Origin of the sequence: Hymenobacter sp. BRD128 (assembly GCF_013256625.1) — a bacterium.
GTDB lineage: Bacteria > Bacteroidota > Bacteroidia > Cytophagales > Hymenobacteraceae > Hymenobacter.
On sequence record NZ_CP053908.1, the window covers coordinates 3,632,589 to 3,650,464 of the forward strand.

Annotated in this window: 15 protein-coding genes and 1 tRNA gene; 9 read left to right on the forward strand and 7 right to left on the reverse strand. The window is 63.9% G+C overall.

All coding sequences use genetic code 11. The features are described from left to right. Window positions 1-172 precede the first annotated feature (172 nt). From GKZ68_RS16100 to GKZ68_RS16110, 3 genes are all read right to left on the reverse strand, one after another. Entirely contained in the window at window positions 173-382 is a 210-nt protein-coding gene (locus GKZ68_RS16100) for a PID-CTERM protein-sorting domain-containing protein (protein WP_173116549.1), read from the reverse strand. 78 nt (window positions 383-460) lie between these two features. Then, the gene (locus GKZ68_RS16105) at window positions 461-4,288 is read right to left on the reverse strand and encodes a DUF4331 family protein (RefSeq protein ID WP_173116551.1); all 3,828 of its coding nucleotides are present in this window, start codon (window positions 4,286-4,288) and stop codon (window positions 461-463) included. A 30-nt stretch (window positions 4,289-4,318) separates the two neighbouring features. Further along, window positions 4,319-6,172 (reverse strand): DUF4331 domain-containing protein, encoded by a 1,854-nt coding sequence (locus GKZ68_RS16110; RefSeq protein ID WP_173116553.1) that lies wholly within the window; start codon window positions 6,170-6,172, stop codon window positions 4,319-4,321. A gap of 523 nt (window positions 6,173-6,695) precedes the next feature. Here GKZ68_RS16110 and lptB point away from each other — a divergent pair. After that, on the forward strand, window positions 6,696-7,433 hold the full coding sequence (gene lptB / locus GKZ68_RS16115) for an LPS export ABC transporter ATP-binding protein (protein ID WP_173116555.1): 738 nt from the start codon (window positions 6,696-6,698) through the stop codon (window positions 7,431-7,433). 221 nt (window positions 7,434-7,654) lie between these two features. Beyond that, the gene (locus GKZ68_RS16120) at window positions 7,655-9,181 is read left to right on the forward strand and encodes a GH3 auxin-responsive promoter family protein (RefSeq protein ID WP_173116557.1); all 1,527 of its coding nucleotides are present in this window, start codon (window positions 7,655-7,657) and stop codon (window positions 9,179-9,181) included. Window positions 9,182-9,213: 32 nt separating this feature from the next. Here GKZ68_RS16120 and GKZ68_RS16125 read toward each other — a convergent pair whose 3' ends face one another. Continuing rightward, window positions 9,214-9,420 (reverse strand): YqaE/Pmp3 family membrane protein, encoded by a 207-nt coding sequence (locus GKZ68_RS16125; protein WP_173116559.1) that lies wholly within the window; start codon window positions 9,418-9,420, stop codon window positions 9,214-9,216. Between the two features lie 191 nt (window positions 9,421-9,611). Between GKZ68_RS16125 and GKZ68_RS16130 the strand changes: the two genes are divergently transcribed. Continuing rightward, window positions 9,612-10,040, forward strand: a complete 429-nt coding sequence (locus GKZ68_RS16130; protein ID WP_302051995.1) for a BLUF domain-containing protein — start codon at window positions 9,612-9,614, stop codon at window positions 10,038-10,040. Between the two features lie 59 nt (window positions 10,041-10,099). Here GKZ68_RS16130 and GKZ68_RS16135 read toward each other — a convergent pair. Next, window positions 10,100-10,173, reverse strand: a tRNA-Val gene (locus tag GKZ68_RS16135). Between the two features lie 107 nt (window positions 10,174-10,280). On the opposite strand from GKZ68_RS16135, the gene GKZ68_RS16140 reads away from it, so the two are divergent. Both GKZ68_RS16140 and GKZ68_RS16145 read left to right on the forward strand, forming a co-directional pair. Then, a complete protein-coding gene (locus GKZ68_RS16140) occupies window positions 10,281-10,964 on the forward strand; it encodes a porin family protein (protein ID WP_173116563.1) in 684 nt (227 codons plus the stop codon). A gap of 26 nt (window positions 10,965-10,990) precedes the next feature. Beyond that, on the forward strand, window positions 10,991-11,482 hold the full coding sequence (locus GKZ68_RS16145; RefSeq protein WP_173116565.1) for a hypothetical protein: 492 nt from the start codon (window positions 10,991-10,993) through the stop codon (window positions 11,480-11,482). A gap of 109 nt (window positions 11,483-11,591) precedes the next feature. Here the strand turns inward: GKZ68_RS16145 and GKZ68_RS16150 are convergent, their stop codons facing one another. Beyond that, the gene (locus GKZ68_RS16150; RefSeq protein WP_173116567.1) at window positions 11,592-12,152 is read right to left on the reverse strand and encodes a type 1 glutamine amidotransferase domain-containing protein; all 561 of its coding nucleotides are present in this window, start codon (window positions 12,150-12,152) and stop codon (window positions 11,592-11,594) included. Window positions 12,153-12,184: 32 nt separating this feature from the next. Between GKZ68_RS16150 and GKZ68_RS16155 the strand changes: the two genes are divergently transcribed. Further along, the gene (locus GKZ68_RS16155) at window positions 12,185-12,325 is read left to right on the forward strand and encodes a hypothetical protein (RefSeq protein WP_173116569.1); all 141 of its coding nucleotides are present in this window, start codon (window positions 12,185-12,187) and stop codon (window positions 12,323-12,325) included. Between the two features lie 10 nt (window positions 12,326-12,335). Here the strand turns inward: GKZ68_RS16155 and GKZ68_RS16160 are convergent, their stop codons facing one another. Next, the gene (locus GKZ68_RS16160) at window positions 12,336-12,506 is read right to left on the reverse strand and encodes a hypothetical protein (RefSeq protein ID WP_173116571.1); all 171 of its coding nucleotides are present in this window, start codon (window positions 12,504-12,506) and stop codon (window positions 12,336-12,338) included. Between the two features lie 99 nt (window positions 12,507-12,605). Between GKZ68_RS16160 and GKZ68_RS16165 the strand changes: the two genes are divergently transcribed. The 3 genes from GKZ68_RS16165 (at window position 12,606) to GKZ68_RS16175 (ending at window position 17,804) form a co-directional block, all read left to right on the forward strand. Continuing rightward, window positions 12,606-13,073 (forward strand): hypothetical protein, encoded by a 468-nt coding sequence (locus tag GKZ68_RS16165; protein ID WP_173116573.1) that lies wholly within the window; start codon window positions 12,606-12,608, stop codon window positions 13,071-13,073. After that, window positions 12,970-14,607 carry a GMC family oxidoreductase gene (locus GKZ68_RS16170; protein WP_173116575.1) on the forward strand — a complete coding sequence of 546 codons (1,638 nt, stop codon included), beginning with the start codon at window positions 12,970-12,972 and terminating at the stop codon, window positions 14,605-14,607. The genes GKZ68_RS16165 and GKZ68_RS16170 overlap by 104 nt, the downstream gene beginning before the upstream one ends. Window positions 14,608-14,843: 236 nt before the next feature. Further along, on the forward strand, window positions 14,844-17,804 hold the full coding sequence (locus GKZ68_RS16175; RefSeq protein WP_173116577.1) for a response regulator: 2,961 nt from the start codon (window positions 14,844-14,846) through the stop codon (window positions 17,802-17,804). Window positions 17,805-17,876: the final 72 nt, after the last annotated feature.

Below are 17,876 nucleotides of genomic sequence, written 5' to 3' on the forward strand. Positions count from 1 at the left end.
GATACGCGCCGCCGGAAGCCGGCGCCCGGCCTTCGGCTAGGGGCAAAGCTAGCAGCGAGCGGCAGCAAGGCCGCTCGCCAGGCAGCAATTGGGCAAGCCAGGGCCGCTTATACACCACAAACGCCGGCCCCTCCCCTGCGGGAAGAGCCGGCGCTGTGTGTAACGAATGGGGCTAGCGTGCCCGGCGGCGGTCGCGCAGCTTTTTCAGGCCCAGCGCCACACCGCTGGCCAGCAGCAGCGTGGCACCCCCATCGATGGGCACCGCAGTGGGAGTTTGGGGCGTGGGGCCGCCCGAGCCGGGAGTTTGGGCCTGGGCGGCGGATAGCAGCAGCAGGCCCACGGCGGTGATGGCCAGCGGCTTTAGGAGAAAATTATTTTTCATGGGAGGAAGGCTTTGAAGGGAAAAGGCGCCTGGCGGGCGGCTAGCTACCCCGAGCAGGGCAGCTAGCCGCCCGGGGCACTATTGGGCTACTACTACGCGCTTAGTCACTTGGTTATCACCCGACTTGAGGCGGAGCGTGTATACGCCCAGCGACAAATACGACACGTCGAACTGGGCCGAGGCGCCGGCGGCGGTCATGGGCAGCGTCTGCTGGGCCACCTGCTGGCCGAGCTGGTTGAAGAGCGTGGCCGTGACGGCCGTGCGGCCCAGCTCGGCGGGCACCACGACCGTGAAGCTGCCCTTGGCGGGGTTCGGGAAGAGCTTCACTTGGTCGGCCACGGCGGCCGGGGCGGTAGCCAGCGGCGCGGCACCGAAGAGCAGGCTGAAGCGGCCGGTGAGCGAGGCCGTATTGGCCGTGAAGCTGTACACGGGTTGCTTGCCGAGGTCGACGCGGGCGCCGGTCTGGGTATCAAGCAGATACACCGGCGTGGCCGAGTTGAAGTTGAGCAAGTCAATGGCATTCAAGCTGTAGCTGCCAGCGCCCGACACCTGCACGTTGAGCGGTACCGTGACGGCCGCGCCCGTGAGCGGGGCCAGCCCGTTGATGGACAGCTCACTGTTGGTAATGAGGCTGCTCACGCTCATGCCCGACGAGTTGGGCAGCTTGAAGGCGTCGAAGCGCGGGTCGAAGCCGGCCGTGGCGCCCTGCTCGAAATACACCGTGGTTTCGTCGATGAGCGGGGTGCTGCCCTGCAGGCGCAGGCGCACCTGGGGCCGGGTATCGGCGGTGCTGCGGTTAAAGCTCGGCGTGGTGGCGAAGGTGGTGACGCGGGCGGCGTTGGTTAGGGCCAGGCTGCCATTGCTGCTGCCAGGGGTAGTTACCCGCATAAAGAAGCCCTGCATCGAAGCCACCAAGGGGCTGCCACCCAGGCCGTTGACGTAGCTGCGGTACGAGCCCACGTACTGGCCGGTGCTCTGGTACACGTACACGGCATCGTCGAGGTTGGTGCGCGTTACACCGGCCGTTACGCCGCTCACTTCTGTGAAGTCGATGGGCGACGGATACGGGTTGCCGAGCAGCTGCCAGCCGCTCTGCGTCTGGGGGCCGCGCGCCAGGCCGCTGATGCTCTGCGGACCGTTGTTGAGCGTGCCCATCAGGGCTACTGTCGAGCTAGCCGGGATGTTGAGGTCGTAGCCGCGCACGGGCGTCATGGCATCGGTAGCCAGCGGCACAAAGAAGCCCTTATCGAAGTCTATCGAGCCGGCGTTGCCGCTGGTCGTCACGCGGCTTTGCTCGTAGGCATACACGTTCGGGAAGGGCGTTACGGCGCTAGGCATCGGCGCCGTGTTGTAAGCCGTGTTGTAAATCGGGGTGAAGCCCGCCACGTTCGACGTCAGATTACTGAGCGTATTGTTCACCATCGGCGAGCTGTAGTGGCGGTAGCCGGCCCCGGCGTTGAAAGTGGGGTCGATGGCGCGCTGCATGGTAGCCGGGCCGCTCACGATGCCGTTGGTGTTTACCACGAGGGCGGTGCCGGCGGTGGGCGTCGAAAGTAGCGTCAGCAGCTGGCTGCTGCTGGTGGTCAGGTTACCATTGGTGAGGGCTACCGTCTGGGCCACGGCTACCCCGCCGTTGTTCAGGGTGAGGCCAGCGGCGTTGTTGACCGTGAGGCTACGCACGCGGCTGGGCAGGCCGGCGCCCGAGGTCTGGGCATCGGAGCCAATGTACTCGTAGCTGGCATCGTTGGAGAACGAGCGGCTGCCGGTGAGTTGAATAGCGCCGCTAGCCCCGGTGGCGGCAATGCCGTCGGTGGCGCAGATGCGCAGCGTAGCGCCGGCTTGCAGCTCAAACGTGCCCGCGCCGGTGATGGCCTGGCAGTTGGTAGCCAGCACGCCGCGGGTGCTCAGGATGCCGCCGGTTTGCACTACCAGGGCGCCGTTTACTACGATGGGGCCGTTGAACGACGCAGCGCCAGTTTTGGTGATGGTGATGTTGTTATACGTGCCGGCCTCGACGGGCATGGCCGTGCTCACTATCAGGTCAGGCGCCACGATGCTGTTGGTGGGGCCACTGGCCGGACTGGTGCCGCTCCAGGGCGTTTGCAGGAAGGGGAATCTGGCCCGGATGGTCGTATCATTTTTCTCCACGCCGGTCGTGAAGCCCAGCACGTTGCCGAGCTGCGGCGTCACGGGGTTGGTGGCGGTGGGGCCAAAGTCGTCGTACCACAGGCCAATGGCCGCCAGCACCACGCCGCTCACAGCCTTCAGCTCAATCTGGTCCACGGCATCCTCCAGGCGGCGGCCGTTGGGGAAGCCGTCCATGTTCGGGATATTCTGCAAGCTGGCGTCCTTGTTAAAGCGCCCGTCGGTGAGGCCTAGCGCGGCGGCGGCCAGCAGGCCCTGGTTGCTGAAATCGGCCGAGTTGCGCGGAGTGGGCGGCACGGCCATATTCAGGCGCAGCATATCACCCACCACTGGCAGGAAATTGTTGATAAATGGCTTACCAGCACTAAGCGGATTCACGGCGGAACCACTGCCCGGAGCCAGCATCGTTTTGCCGGTGGCTAGCTGATACGGCGCCTGGTTAGGCACGCCGGTGTGAAAAATCGGCTTGATATCGACCGAGCGCGGCTGGCCGGGCCCCGGCAGCAGGTAGTTGCCGTAGGTAGCGGGGTCGAAGGCCGTGCCCACCAGGGCCGGGTTGCCCTTGAGCGGATATAGGCCATCGGCCCCATTGCGGAAGTCGAAGCCATTGGCCGGAAAGCCGGCGCGGCCATACAGCGACTTGCTCTGAATGCGCAGCGCCGCCACGTTCGGAATCGCCTCGCCGTAATAGGTCTGACCGGCGGGCTTGGGCGCGGCGCCGTTCATGGGCGAGTTGTCGGCCAGGTAGAGGCCCAGCTCGGGGTTGGAGAGGTAGCCGTCGGTCACGCTCGACTCGGTGTAGGGCGTGCGGGCATTCCAGGCGTCTTTGCCGCCGATGGGGGTAATTACTTCGTTGGTGAGCGGCATGCCTAGGCGCGACACCTGTACCCAGTCGCCGCTGTTGGTGGGGTTGGCGGTGTTGCTCAGCGTTTGCATGGCCGGGCGGCTGGCCGAGGCCCACACCCCGATTACGTAGTCGGGGTCCAGGATGGTAGAGGGCGCATTCTTGCCGTTTTTCTGGAGCACCGTAATCGGAATGCTCATCGTAATCGAGTGGCAGTTCTTATGCGACAAGCCATCGGTAGCCTTGGTGGGCCGAATGTTGGCCAGGTCGAAAATGGCGCCCAGGTCGGCAAAGAAAGGGTCGTCGGCCGGGCCGCACAGCATTTTCTCGCCCGTGCCGGCCGTGGTAATGGCGCTCTCGCGCACGTCGGTTTCGTAGTTGGCCTTGGCTAGCCCCGCCCCGCCGCTGATGGAGCGCGGCCCCACGTTATTGGCCGGCACCACGCCGTTGGTCACGATGGTAGTCGATACGCCACCCACAATTTTCTCGCAGGTATAAGTGGTTTTCAGGTTTTGAGCCCCGAGCCGGATGTTGAAAAACGTGGTCGGGTCCTCGTTCACCCGCGTGAAGGTGAAGCGGTAGGTAATATCGTCGCTGGTGGTATTAGAGGCGTTGTTCTTGACGTGAATCTCATACCGCACATTCTCGCCGAAAGTCGAGTAGTTGGGCCCGCCCTGCGGCAGCTCAAACGGAATGTAGTTGGCCACGATGGTTACCCGGGTAGCGTCGTTGGGGTCCACAAAGGCGTAGAGGTCGGTGTTGTCGGCCACCGGGTCGTCGGCAATCAGCGGGGCTTCGCGGTGCGAAGAAGCCTCCAGGGGCGTGTAGCGAAGCTGGCTCCAGGTGGCCAGGCCGCCTACTGCCGCAGCCACCAGGGCCGGCAGCGCGACATAAGCGCGTAACTGTTTGGAATTCATTTTAATAGACGATAGTAGTGAGACAATGAGTTAGCGGCGCACGCGGTAGCCCTCCCAGGGCGTTTGCACGTAGGGGAAGCTGGCGCGGAACGTCGTGTCGTTTTTTTCGACCCCGGCGGTGAAATTCAGCACCCCCTTCAGGCTCGGCGTCACGGGGTTAGTGGCGGTGGGGCCAAAGTCGTCGTACCACAGGCCGATGGCCGCCAGCACGGCGCCGCCCACGGCCTGCAACTCAATCTTCACTACTTCGTCTTCGAGGCGGCGCCCGTTGGGAAAGCCGTCCATGTTTGGGATATTCTGTAAGGCCTGGGTGGTGTTAAAGCGCGGGTCGGTGAGGCCCAGCACGGCCGCCGCAATCAGGCCCTGGTTGCTGAAATCGGGCGAGCTGCGCGGGGTGGCGGGCACGGCCATGTTCAGGCGCAGCATGTCGCCGCCGGGGCCGCCATTGGCGGTGCCGCTCAGTGGCAAGAAGTTGTTTATGAATGGCTTACCAGCCGACAGTGGAAGGCCATCTTTCTTATTGACAGCTAGCTGGTAGGGCGGCAGGTTGGGCACGCCGGTGTGGAAAATCGGCTTCAAATCCACCGAGCGCGGGCTGTTAGCCACCAGCAGGTAGTTGCCGTACAGATTGTCGGCCAGGGCGGTATTAGCTACCAGCGGCGTGCCCTTGAGCGGGTACAGGCCCGGTGCCTGGTTGCGGAAGTCGAAGCCGCCATCATATGGCGCGGGCAGGCGGCCATACAGCGACTTGGTTTGCATGCGCAAGGCCATCAGGGCCGGCACGGCCTCACCGTAGAAAGTCTGGCCGGCCGACTTGGGCGCGGCTGGGGCCACCGGCGTGTTGTCAGCGGTGTAGAGGCCTAGCTCGGGGTTGGAGAGGTAGCCATCGGTGGCGCTAGCCTCGGCGTAGGGTGTGGTACGGTTCCAGGCGTCCTTGGCGCCAATGGGGTTAATGGCCTCATTGAGCAGCGGCATGCCCAGGCGCGACACCTGCACGTAGCTGCCGCTGGCCGTGGTGGTGCCGCTGCCGCTGCTGCCGTTGAGCGTGCGCATGGCCGGGCGGCTAGCCGAGGCCCACACGCCAATCACGTAGTCGGGGTCCAGAATGTTTTTTGCGGCCGATACTGGCTGGCCACTTTTCTGCAGGGTAGCAATCGGCACGCTCAGCGCAATCGAGTGCACGTTGTACTTGCTCAGGCCGTCGCGGCTGCCGCGGTTCACGCGCAGGCCAGCCAAATCAAACACCGCCCCCAGGTCCACGAAAAACGGGTCGTCGGACGCGCCGCAGAATACCTGCTCATTACCCCCGCCGGTAGCATTGGCCACCGCGCCCTGCCGGTAGGCCGTGTACGAAGCCTGCGCCAGGCCCACGCCCGAATTGATGGAACGCGGCCCGATATTATAAGCCGGCACCACGCCGTTGGTGACGATAGCCACCGGCGCGCCACCATTCACGATTTTCTCGCAGGTGTAGGTGGTTTTCAGATTTTGCTGCCCGAGCCGCACGTTAAAAAACGTCGTTCCGTCTTGGTTGGTCCGTGTAAAAGTGAAGCGATAGGTAATGTCGTCGCCGGTAGTAGTGGCGTTGTTTTTAACGTGAATCTCATACCGCACATTCTCGCCGAAGGTGTAGTAGTTGGGGCCGCCCTGCGGCAGCTGAAACGGGATGTAGTCGGCAATAAGCACCACCCGGGTGGCGTCATTGGGGTCCACAAAGGCATAAACGTCGGTGTTGTCGGCCAGCGGGTCGTCGGCAATGAGCGGGGCTTCGCGGTGGCTGCTGGCCTCCAGGCGCGTGTAGCGCGTGGCACTCCAGACCGAGAGCGCCGTGACGGCACAAGCCGCCACCAGCCACTGCGTTGGCTTGGTTAATTGGTGCTTCATGGGAAAAAATGGGAGGGAAAAGGTGGGGAAAAAGAGAATAGCGCCGCAAGCCACACTGACACCTCAGTGGGTTATAAATCAATAATTTAACCTGATAATTAAAGAAAAATAGCGTGGCCGGGCCGCAGCGGATAAGGGCGAAAACCCCGGTTAAAAAGCAAGTAGCGTACTCCAGATGCAGCTATTCCCAAAGGCTGGGCGCTGCTTACTGCCCGCACGGGCCCGGCAAGCCGGCAGGGCGGAAAAACGAAGAGCGATGCGTAGAAAAGCGATTACTTACTCACCAAACTATTTAACGGCTAGTCAAACACTTACGCTAATACCTAATCTTCGGATTCCGCTAATAGGAACTTTTTCAGAATTATTATTCATCAGGCTAGCAACCGTAGGTTTTACCCGATTTCAGACCAGAGCGGAGCCGTTGAGTGGCCGGGTACGCAAGGCCTACCATCGGACCGCACCCGGCGGTTTGGCAGGCTAGCGCGCGGCCCGCGCGCCCGGTTTTACCTTTGCCCCATAGCCTATGATACTCCGCGCCGAGCACCTCGTCAAGCAATACAAAGCCCGCACCGTCGTCAACGACATGTCGCTCAGCGTGGAGCAGGGCGAAATAGTAGGGCTGCTGGGTCCCAACGGCGCCGGCAAAACCACCTGCTTCTACATGATGGTGGGCATGGTGAAGCCTAATGGCGGCCGCATTTTCCTGGATGACGAAGAAGTAACGCGCCTGCCCATCTACCAGCGGGCGCGGCGCGGCATGGGCTACCTGGCCCAGGAAGCCAGCGTGTTCCGCGACCTGAGCGTGGAGGAAAACATTCTCTCGGTGCTCGAAATGACAGACTTGCCCAAGCAGGCCCAGCGCGACAAGGTGGAGGAGCTGCTCGACGAGTTTAGCCTGGGCCACGTGCGCAAAAACCTGGGCAAGGTGCTGAGCGGCGGCGAGCGCCGCCGCACCGAGATAGCCCGCGCCCTGGCCGTCGACCCCAAGTTTGTGCTGCTCGACGAGCCGTTTGCGGGCGTAGACCCCATCGCCACCGAAGAAATCCAGGGCATCGTGGCCAAGCTCAAGCACCGCAACATCGGCATTCTCATCACTGACCACGATGTGAACTCGACCCTGAGCATCGTGGACCGCGCCTACCTGCTCTTCGAGGGCAAGCTGCTGAAAGCCGGCACCGCCGAGGAGCTAGCCGCCGACGAAACCGTGCGCCGCGTGTACCTGGGCCGCAACTTCGAGTTCAAGCGCAAGACTTTTGAATAATAAAATGTGCCAAATGTGGGAATGCGGCGGATGTGAAAATAACGTAACGCTTTAGCCACCTGGGCGATGCGTAGCCAAGCTGCCCGCCGGCTTTTTGGCGAGCTAGCGCGGTTGCCAAGTCCGGGCGCAGATTGGCTGGTCCGGGCTAGCGGCTTGGCAACCGACCTGGCTTGTTATTTATCCGCATTTCACTTATTTCCACATTACCCACTCCAGTCAAAATGCTCGACCAGCTTGTTGCCCGCGCCGTTCAGCTGGCTAGCCTGCCCCGGCTGGCGCGGGTGCAGCGTGAGCCGCTGGCGGCGCAGGCGGCCGTGCTGCGCTACCTGCTGGGCCGGGCGCAGGGCACCGACTGGGGCCGGCGCTACGGCTACGCGCCCGGCCTGAGCGCCGGCGCGTTTGCCGGGCGCGTGCCGGTGAGCACTTACGAGCAGCTCTACCCCGAGCTGGAAAAGGTGCTGCACGGCCAGCCCAATGTGCTGTGGCCCGGCCCGGCCCCGCGCTGGCAGGCCCGCAGCAGCGGCACCACCAACGCCCGCAGCAAGTACATTCCCCTCACCCCGGAGGCGCTGCACGACAATCATTACCGCGCCGGGCGCGACATGCTGGCCCTGCTGGCGCACCTCTACCCTAGCCAGCGCCTGCTGGCCGGCAAAACCCTGAGCCTGGGCGGCAGCCTGGGGCCCAGCCCCTTCGGCGGCCAAGCGGTGGCCGGCGATGTGTCGGCGCTCATTATGCAGAGCCTGCCGGGCTGGGCGCAGGCGCTGCGCACGCCGCCCCTGCCGCTAGCCCTGCTCGACGAGTGGGAGGAAAAAATCGAGCGCATCGCCCGGCACGTGCTGCGCCAGGATGTGCGCGTGCTGGCCGGCGTGCCCACCTGGATGCTGGTGCTGCTGCGCCGCGTGCTGGCCCTGGCCGGCGCCGACGACCTGCGCGCCGTGTGGCCCCGGCTAGGGCTGTTTTTGCACGGCGCGGTGGCGTTTGGCCCCTACCGCTCGCTGTTTGAGGAGCTGATGCCGGGCGGGCAGCTGCACTACCTGGAAATCTACAATGCCTCGGAAGGCTACTTCGCCTTGCAGGATGAGCCGGGCGCGCCCGACCTGCTGCTGCTGCTGGAGCACGGCATCTACTACGAGTTTTTGCCCGCCGAGCAGTTCGACAGCCCCGACCAGCGGCCGGTACCGCTCGAAGCCGTGACCATTGGGCCGAGCTACGCGCTCGTCATCAGCAGCAGCGCGGGGCTGTGGCGCTACCTAGTGGGCGATACGGTGCGGTTTACCTCGCTGCGGCCCTACCGGGTGCGCATTACGGGCCGCACCAAGCACTTTCTCAATGCCTTTGGCGAAGAAGTAGTGGTGGAGAATGCCGAGGCGGCCATCACGGCGGCGGCCCGGGCCACGGGCTGCGCCGTGCGCGATTTCACGGCCGCGCCCGTCTACTTTGCGGCGGCTACCGGCACCTCGCGCGGCGGCCACGAGTGGGCCGTGGAGCTGAGTGGCCCGCCGCCCGCCGATGCCGGCCGCTTCAGCCACCTGCTTGACAGCGAATTGCGCAAGCTAAACTCCGACTACGACGCCAAGCGCCACCGCGACCTGGCGCTGGCCCCGCCGCGCGTGCACTTTGTGCCGGCCGGCACCTTCGAAGCCTGGCTGCGCCACCGGGGCCGCCTGGGCGGCCAGCGCAAGGTGCCGCGCCTAACCAACTCGCGCCAGGTACTGGAAGAAGTGCTGGCGCTGGGGGCCGGCTAGCCCGACAAGTAGCCGGCGCTGCCCCTTATTCTTTACAAAGACCGCCCTTGCCGGGCCAGCACCTCCAGGGTTTCGCGGTGGCGCTTTTCGGCCTGGTCTTGCTGATAGGAAGCCACCGCCCAGATGGCGGCCGGAATCCAGCCAAGCAGCGTGAGGTGCAGGATGCCACACAGAATGCCCTTGAGCACGTGGCCCCGAAAAATCATCGAAATACCGGGCAGCAGAATGGCGAACAGCATGGTGCAGAAGGAAAAGACCACGGCAAACGTACTGCATTTGCCGGTTTTATCCGTCACCAAGCGCATCCGCCGGCCTGGGTAGCCGCGCGGGCCGGCGGCAACGTACCCTCACCGCGTAGCGTATTGGCTCCATAGCCAGCCCCGCGCTTGCGGCGCCCCCGCCCGCTGGCTAGCCCGCTCCACGCTCCCCGATGCAACAGGTTATCTACTTAAGCCAGGCTACTGTGCCATTTAGCGAGCCGCAGCTCCAGCAGCTGTTGGGGCAGGCCCGCGCCTTCAATGCGCGCCACGGCCTAACGGGCATTTTGCTGTATGGCCAGGACCAGTTTTTTCAGGTTTTAGAAGGCGACCAGCTCACGGTGCACGCGCTCTACGCCCGTATTCAGCAAGACCCGCGCCACCGCGACGTAACCACGCTGGTTGATAAAGCAATTGCGCAGCGCAGCTTTGCTGACTGGAGCATGGCCTATCATACCCTGCCGCCGGCGCAGTTTATCGAGTTTGCCGGGTACGTGTCGCCCACCGCGCTCGCGGTAGCCCAGGAGGGCCTCAGCCCGGCCGATACCCAGTTGCTGCAGCTGCTACGCACGTTTTTAGCGCCCGCCCCGGACGCTGGCTAGCCCCAGGCCGTGCGGTAGCATAAAAAAATCCTCTGGCCAGGGGCCAAAGGGTTTCTTCGTGGGCAGTATCGGAATCGAACCGATGACCTCTACCATGTCAAGGTAGCGCTCTAACCAGCTGAGCTAACTCCCCGGAACCGGGCGACGCGCGCGGCTCGCCCAGCGCAAAAGTACGCCCGCCGGACGATTGCCAGGTGCTTTGCCCACAACTTTCGGCCTGGCCAGGCGTTGCTACTGCGTATGAAACACGCCTTATTACTTTTTGCCTCACTCGCGGCCCCTGGCGCCGCTCACGCCCAGGTAAAGGGATTGCCCTCGGCCAGCGACTATTCGGAAGGCGCAAGCACTACTTCCCGCAACACCGGCTTTGGCATCAAGGGTGGCTTGAGCTACAGCGACTTGCAGGGCAGCGGCACCAGCATTTTTACGAATCGCGACAAGCTGAGTACCTTTCACGCCGGGGTGTACGGGCAGTACGGCTTCACGCACTTTGCCTCGCTGCAAGTAGAGGCGCTGTACTCGCGCAAGGGTTTTCAGAGCACGGCCCCGGCCACTGGTAGCCAGCAAGCTAATCGCCTGGACTACCTGGCCGTGCCCGTGCTGTTTGTGGGCAACATCACCGAAACGCTCAGCTTTCACCTTGGCCCGCAGGTGTCGGTGCTCACCGGCGCCCGCAGCGGCGGCCAAGACCTCGACGTGAGCCAGAGCGGCTACCACCGCTTCGACTTTGGGGGTGTGCTGGGCGCCGAGGCGCGGCTAGGGCCCGCCCGCCTGGGCGTGCGCTACGACCTCAGCCTTGCCAACCTCTACAAAGACGGGGCGGCCCTCACTTACAACGGCCAGCCGCTGAGCACGCTCGTCACCGACCCCAACATCCGCAACTCGGTGCTGCAGGTGTACCTGGGTATTGGCATCGCGCACTAGCCCCGCCGAGGGCTTACTTTGTGACCATGCTGCTTTCTGTTTTGCCGGCTGCGCCGGCCTGGCTGGCCACCTACCAGCACCACGAGCTGCTACTGGGCCGGGGTCTGGGCATCTTGGGTGCCTGGGCACTGCTCAACCTGGTTGTGAGCGGCTACCAGCTGCCGCGCACCGACCGCCGTGAGTGGCCCCACCACTTTCATTTCATGAACTGCGCCTGGGCCTTCGTCAATGCCGTGCTGGCGGCGGTGGGCATCCTGCGCACGCATCCCGGCCGGCCCCCGCTAGGCTTCTCGCTGGCCGATGCGCGGGCTGATGTGCAGCTCACCAGCCAGATTTTTCTCTTCAACGCCGGGCTCGACATTGGCTACGTATTGGTAGCGCTGTGGCTGCTCAACCGCGCCACCTATCCCAGCGCCCAGCGCCCCGAGCGCCTCGACGGCTACGGCCGCTCGGTGCAGCTACAAGGCGCTTTTCTGCTGGTTTTTGACGTGGCAATGTGGTGGCTGCTAGGCCGCTAGCCTTCACTTTCTTGCTTATTGCCATAAGCAAAAAAGTCTGCCATTGCTGCGCGGGGCTCGCAATGGCAGACGGAATACGCGGCACTAATTACCCAGTGCAAATACAGGGCTAGCTGACTTTACCGAGCAGCTTCTCCTCAATTTTCTTGTTGAAAGCATCGAGGTCTTCGGGCTTGCGGCTCGTTACGAAGTTGCCATCCACTACCACTTCCGAGTCCTGCCACTGGGCACCGGCGTTGCGCAGGTCGGTTTTTACGCTGGGCCAGCTGGTCATGTGCTTGCCGCGTACCACGTCGGCCTCAATGAGCGTCCAGGAGCCGTGGCAGATGGCGGCCACCAGCTTGCCGGAGTGGGCAAACTCGCGCACGAAATCCACGGCCGTGGGCTCGATGCGCAGTTTATCGGGATTAATCTGGCCGCCCGGCAGCACCAGGGCGTCGTAGTCGGCCACTTTAACGTCGCTCAGGGTTTTGTCTACATCTACTTTGTCGCCCCACTCGGTTTTGTCCCAGCCTTTGATGGAACCTGATTTGAGGGAAACGACGTCGACCGTGGCGCCTTCGTTTTTAAGAAATTTCTGGGGTTCGGTAAGCTCTACCTGCTCAAAGCCGTCGGTGGCCAGAATGGCAATGCGCTTGCCTTTGAGTTTATCGCTGCTGAAAAGGGACATGGGAATTGTGGAAAAGAAAAGCTAGCGGACGTTTGCCGCCGAAGTTCTCGTTCTACGCCCGCCTTTCGGTGCGGGTTGCTACGGCCGGGCCGGCCAGCGGCGCGGCGGGCCTGTTTCAGCTCCTGGCGCACGGTTTTCACGCGCTGGTCAACGCCCGCCGTCGGGGGTCATAATCTACGCGGGCTACACCGGGCTCGCCGTGTTCGGGGCGTAGCGCTCAGTCACTTGGTCTTCGCGGGCATTGCTGAAGTGGCCCAGTATGTCGCGGTCCTGGACGTGAATGCGGTGCTGGATTTCGGGAGTGCGCACAAGCCTAGCCATGCCGCAGAGGTCGGGCGGGCGGCAGCCTGGCATCGCCAAGTAGTCGGCACGCCTACTACTTTGGTAAAAAGCCCTTATCTTTTCTGCCTCAATCTCTGCGCGTAAGCTGCCTATCCCTGCCCACCCATGTTTGTGCTTACTCCTGCCCGCCTCACCACGCTCCGCGCCCTGGCCGACACGTTTATCCCGGCCGGGCCGGCGCCGGCTAGCCCACCGCCCGGCTCGGCCCTGGTAGATTTTGACAAGCTGGCGGCGGCCATCCAGGCGCAGCCGCTGGGCGCGCAGGCCGAGTTTGGGCAGCTGCTGGATATTTTGCATCAACCGCTGGCCGGCCTCACCTGGTGGGGGCCGCTACGGCCGTTTCACGCCTTGGCGCCGGCCCAGCGCGAACGCCTGCTCCAGAGCTGGGCTGGCTCACGGCTAGGCCCGCTGCGGCAGGGTTTTCAGGCATTGCGCAAGCTATGCACCTTCCTGTATTATGGCGACAGCCCGGCCGATGGCTCGCCCAACCCCGCCTGGGCCGCGCTCGGCTACCCTGGCCCCTGCCCCCGCCCGACGGCGACCCGCCCGGCGCCACCGAGCGCCCGCTGCGGCCGCTAGCCCCTGCCACCGCTACTACTTATCACTGCCAGGTGCTGGTAATCGGCTCGGGGCGGGCGGCGGGGTGGTGGCCGGCGAGCTGGCCCAGGCCGGCCACGACGTGCTGGTGCTCGAAGCCGGCCCCTACCTCCACGGCCGCGACTTTACCCAGCGCGAAGTGGATATGATGGGCCGCCTCTACGACGCGCGCGGCGCCCTCAGCACCCGCGATGGCAGTGTGGGTATCTTGGCCGGCGCCTGCCTGGGCGGCGGCACCACCGTCAACTGGGCCGGCGCCTTCCGCACTCCCGACTATGTGCTGGCAGAATGGGCTAGCCAGCACGACGCGCCGCAATTTCTCAGTTCTGATTTCCAAAAAAGCCTCGACGCCGTGGCCGCCGCGCTCAGCGTGAACACCGATTACCCGCGCCACAACGGCCAGAACCAGGCCCTGCGCGATGGCTCGGCCCGGCTCGGGCAGGCCACCCGGCTCATTCCGCGCAATGAGAAGGGCCTCATGGCAGTTGACCAGCACTTTAGCGCGCTGGGCTACTCTACGCTGGGCGATGCCCACGGCCTCAAGCAGGGCACCCTCAACACCTACTTGCGCACCGCCGCCGACCACGGCGCCCGCCTGCTGCCCGATACGCGCGTCGAGCGCGTGACCATCGTGGCGGGCCGCGCCACTGGCGCCGAGGCCGTGCATACCCCCCCTGGCGGGCAGCCAGTGCACATTACGGTGCGGGCCGAGCGGGTAGTGGTAGCGGGCGGCGCCATCCAGACGCCGGTGCTGCTGCTGCGCTCGGGGCTGCGGCACCCGCACCTGGGGCGGCACCTGCACCTGCACCCCACGGTGGCGGTGGCCGCGCACTACCCGCACCCCATGCACTCGTGGCACGGGCCGAGCATGAGCATTGTCAATGACACCTTTACGCGGCTGGGCGGCACCAACTTTGGCGTAAAGCTCGAAACGCCACCCACCCACCCCGGCCTGCTGGCGATGGTGCTGCCCTGGCGCTCGGGCACGCAGCACCGCCAGCTGCTGCAAGCTGCCGACCATCTGGGCTCGTTCATTGTGCTCACCCGCGACCGCGACGGCGGCCGCGTGCAGGCAGACCGTCAGGGCGCGCCGCTCATCGACTACCGGCTGTCGGCCTTTGATAGAAAGAGCATGCTGACCGGCGTGCGCGCCGCCGCCGAAATTCACGTGGCGGCCGGCGCCCACACCGTGTACCTGCCCCACGGCACCCTACCCACGCTGCACGCCGAGGATGGCGTGCTGCACAACCCCGAGCTGCTGGCTAGCCTGGCGCGCCTGCCCTGGCGCCCCAACCGCTTTGGCCTCTACAGCGCCCACCAGATGAGCACCTGCCGCCTGGGCGGCCAGGCGCGCACGCACCCGCTGCGCCCCGACGGCGAAACCGTGGAAGTGCGCGGCCTGTACGTGGCCGACGGCTCAGCTTTTCCGGCGTGCAGCGGCGCCAATCCCATGCTCACGATTATGGCCCTGGCTCACTACACGGCGCAGGGCTTGAAAGCCTCCAGACCAGCCTAGCCGCGGGCCGCGGCCTACTCTTGGCGAAGTACACGTTTTTTATTACAATTATCAGACAGGCGCTGAAATGCGCTGATGAATAACCTGGGCACTATTTTTTTAATCTGCCCAACTATAGTGCAAATCAATCAAACTCATAGTGCTATTAATTATACAATTAAAAGTCAGCTGGCAAAGCTTTTAGCCTATATCTTTCTCGTATATTTGCTACTAGTCTACTCCCGCTCTCTAATTTTATGTCAATTGCTTTTGATTCTACCTCTACTCTATCTGCTTCCAATACGCATTCAGAAGATGATAAAGATTGGCGTATACAGGCTGAAACTCAACTGGCTGAATTGCGGCAGGCGCTAGCCCAGGCGCAAACGCAGCTGGAGGTGCAGAGTAGCCGCTTACTGGCGCTGCTGGGCACCGTGCCCCAAGGCGCCTCGGGGCAGGTAGGCCCGCACGTGTTGGCCCGGCGCCAGGCCATGCTGGGCCCGGCGGCCGGCCTGTGGCAGCAGGAAGCGCACCTGACCCAGGTGCTGGACCAAAACCCGCACCCGATAATGCGCCTCACGGCCACCGGCGAGGTGCGCTACGCCAACCCCGCCGCCAAGGCCCTGGGGCCGGCGCTGGCCAGCGCCGGGCAGCCCAACGGCTATTTATTATCGCTGGTGCGGGCGGCCCTGCGCCTGGGTGCCACCCAGCAGCAGGAAGTAATGCTGGCCGATAACTGGTACTCGCTGCAGGTGGTGCCCGGCCCCGGCGACACCTGCGCCACGCTCTACCTCACCAGCAGCAACGCCCTGCACGCCAGCGAGCAGCGGCTGGCCGAGCAGCACGAGTTTTACGAAGCCATCCTGAATGCCCTGGCCGTGGAAGTAGCCGTGTTTGACCCCGAGCAGCGCTTTCGCTTTGCCAACACCAAGGCTATCAAGAATGTCGGCCTGCGCGAGTGGGCCATCGGCAAAACCGACACCGAATACTGCACTTATCACCAGCTGCCCGCCGAGATGGCCGCCGAGCGCCGCCGCTATTTTGAAGAGGCGCGCCAGTACGGTGCCCCGGCGCAGTGGGAAGAAACCCTGCTCACCGACCAGGGCCCGCAGCACTGCCTGCGGCAGCTTCAGCCCTTGTATGGCCCCGATGGCAGCCTGCGCCTGATGGTGGGCACGGGCGTAGATACGACTGCCCGGCGCCTGGCCGAACAAAAGATTGCCGAGCAACAGGCTTTCTATGAGTTTGTGCTCAACCAATTGCCTTGCGACATTGGGGTTTTCGACGCGCAGTGCCGCTATCTATTTGCCAATGAGCGTGGTATCCGCGACCGGGAGGTGCGGGAGTGGGCCATTGGCAAAGACAGTTTTGCCTACTTTGAGCGCACCGGCCGGCCCCGCGAAATGGCCGAAAAGCGCCACAGCCAGCTCGAGCAGGCTATTCGCCGCCGGCAAATGATGACCTACGAGGAGAGTTTTGAACACCCCGATGGCACGCGCCACCTGCTGCGGTGCCTGCACCCGGTGTTTCACCCCGACGGCTCGCCGCACCTCATTGTGTGCTACGGGCTCGACATCACGGAGCGCGTAAAGGCCGAGCAGACGCTCACCCAGGCCAAGCTGGCCGCCGAGGACTCGTCGCGCCTTAAGGAAGCGTTTCTGGCCAATACGAGCCACGAAATTCGCACGCCGATGAACGCCATTCTGGGCATGAGCCAGCTACTGGCCAAAACTCCGCTGGCCGATGACCAGCTGACCTACCAGCAGGCCATTGCTACCTCGGCCGAGAATCTGCTCGTCATCATCAACGACGTGCTCGACCTTTCGAAGCTCGAAGCCGGCAAGCTGGTGCTCGAAATTATCGGCTTTTCGCCTACGCACCTGCTAGCCCAGGTCGAGCAGACGCTACGCTTCAAGGCCGCCGAAAAAGGTTTGGGGCTAGTCACGATACTGAGCCCGCAGGTGGCGCCCGTGCTGCTCGGCGACCCCTACCGCATTCGGCAGGTACTGCTCAATCTGGCCGACAACGCCTTAAAATTCACTAATAAAGGCATTGTAACCGTGGAGTGCCTGCCAGCAGCGCCCCAGCCCGACGCACCCGCCGACACGGTAGCCGTCGAGTTCCGGGTCACGGATACGGGCATCGGTATCGAGCCGGCGTACATCGCCACGATGTTTACCGAGTTCAGCCAGGCCGACTCGTCGGTGACGCGCAAGTTTGGCGGCACGGGCCTGGGCCTGAGCATCTGCCGCGACCTGGTGCAACTGATGGGCAGCGAAATTACCGTGAGCAGCCAGAAAAATAAGGGCACTACCACGCGGTTTATCCTGCACCTGCCGGTGGGCTCGGCCCAGTCGATAACGCGCCGCAAGCTGCCGCCCCTCACGCCCGAGCAGCGCCAGCACCTGCAAGGCAAGCGCGTGCTGCTGGTGGAGGATAATACTTTTAACCGCCAGATTGCTAAATCCTTCCTGACCCAGGCCGACGTGCACGTGGTTGAGGCCGAGCACGGCGCCCAAGCAGTGGAGGCGGTGCAGCGCCAGCGCTTCGACCTGATTTTAATGGACGTGCAGATGCCGGTGATGGACGGCTACGCGGCCACGGCGCTGCTGCGCCAGCAGCTGGCCCTCACCACGCCCATCATTGCGCTCACGGCCAATGCCATCAGTGGCGAGCGCGAGAAGTGCCTGAGTGCCGGCATGAACGGCTACCTGGCCAAGCCCTTCCAGGAAATGCAGCTCTTGCAGCTGCTGCACGACTGGGTGCTGCCCGCCACCACCGAGGCGGCCCCGGCCGAGCTAACGCCCCTGGCTGAGCTGGCCACCGAGCCCGTTCAGCCCGCGCCCAGCGCCAATCTCTACAGCATCGACGACCTGCTGAAGGCTGGCCAGGGCGACCCCGAATTTGTGGTATTTATGCTGCACACTTTCAGCGAAAGCTGCGAGGAGGCGCTGCACGACCTGCGCCGGGGGCTAGCCGAGGCCAACCTGAGCTTGCTCAAAGACACGGCCCACGCGCTCAAGCCCAGCTTGCAGCACCTCAACGCCTGGCAACCCCTGCCGCCGGTGGAGAAGCTCAACAACTGGGCCGAAGACTTTGCCGCCGAGCCGCTAACGGCGCTGGTCGATGCCATCGAGCCGCTGCTGCGCGCCGTGCTGGCCCAGATTGCGCTCGACTTGCAGGAAGACAATGTGATGACGCGCCTGCTGGCCGTGTAGATTAGCCAGGATTGCGACGGGCCGGGCAGCTCAAGAAATGCCTTTTCTTGAGCTGCCCGGCCCTGCTATGTT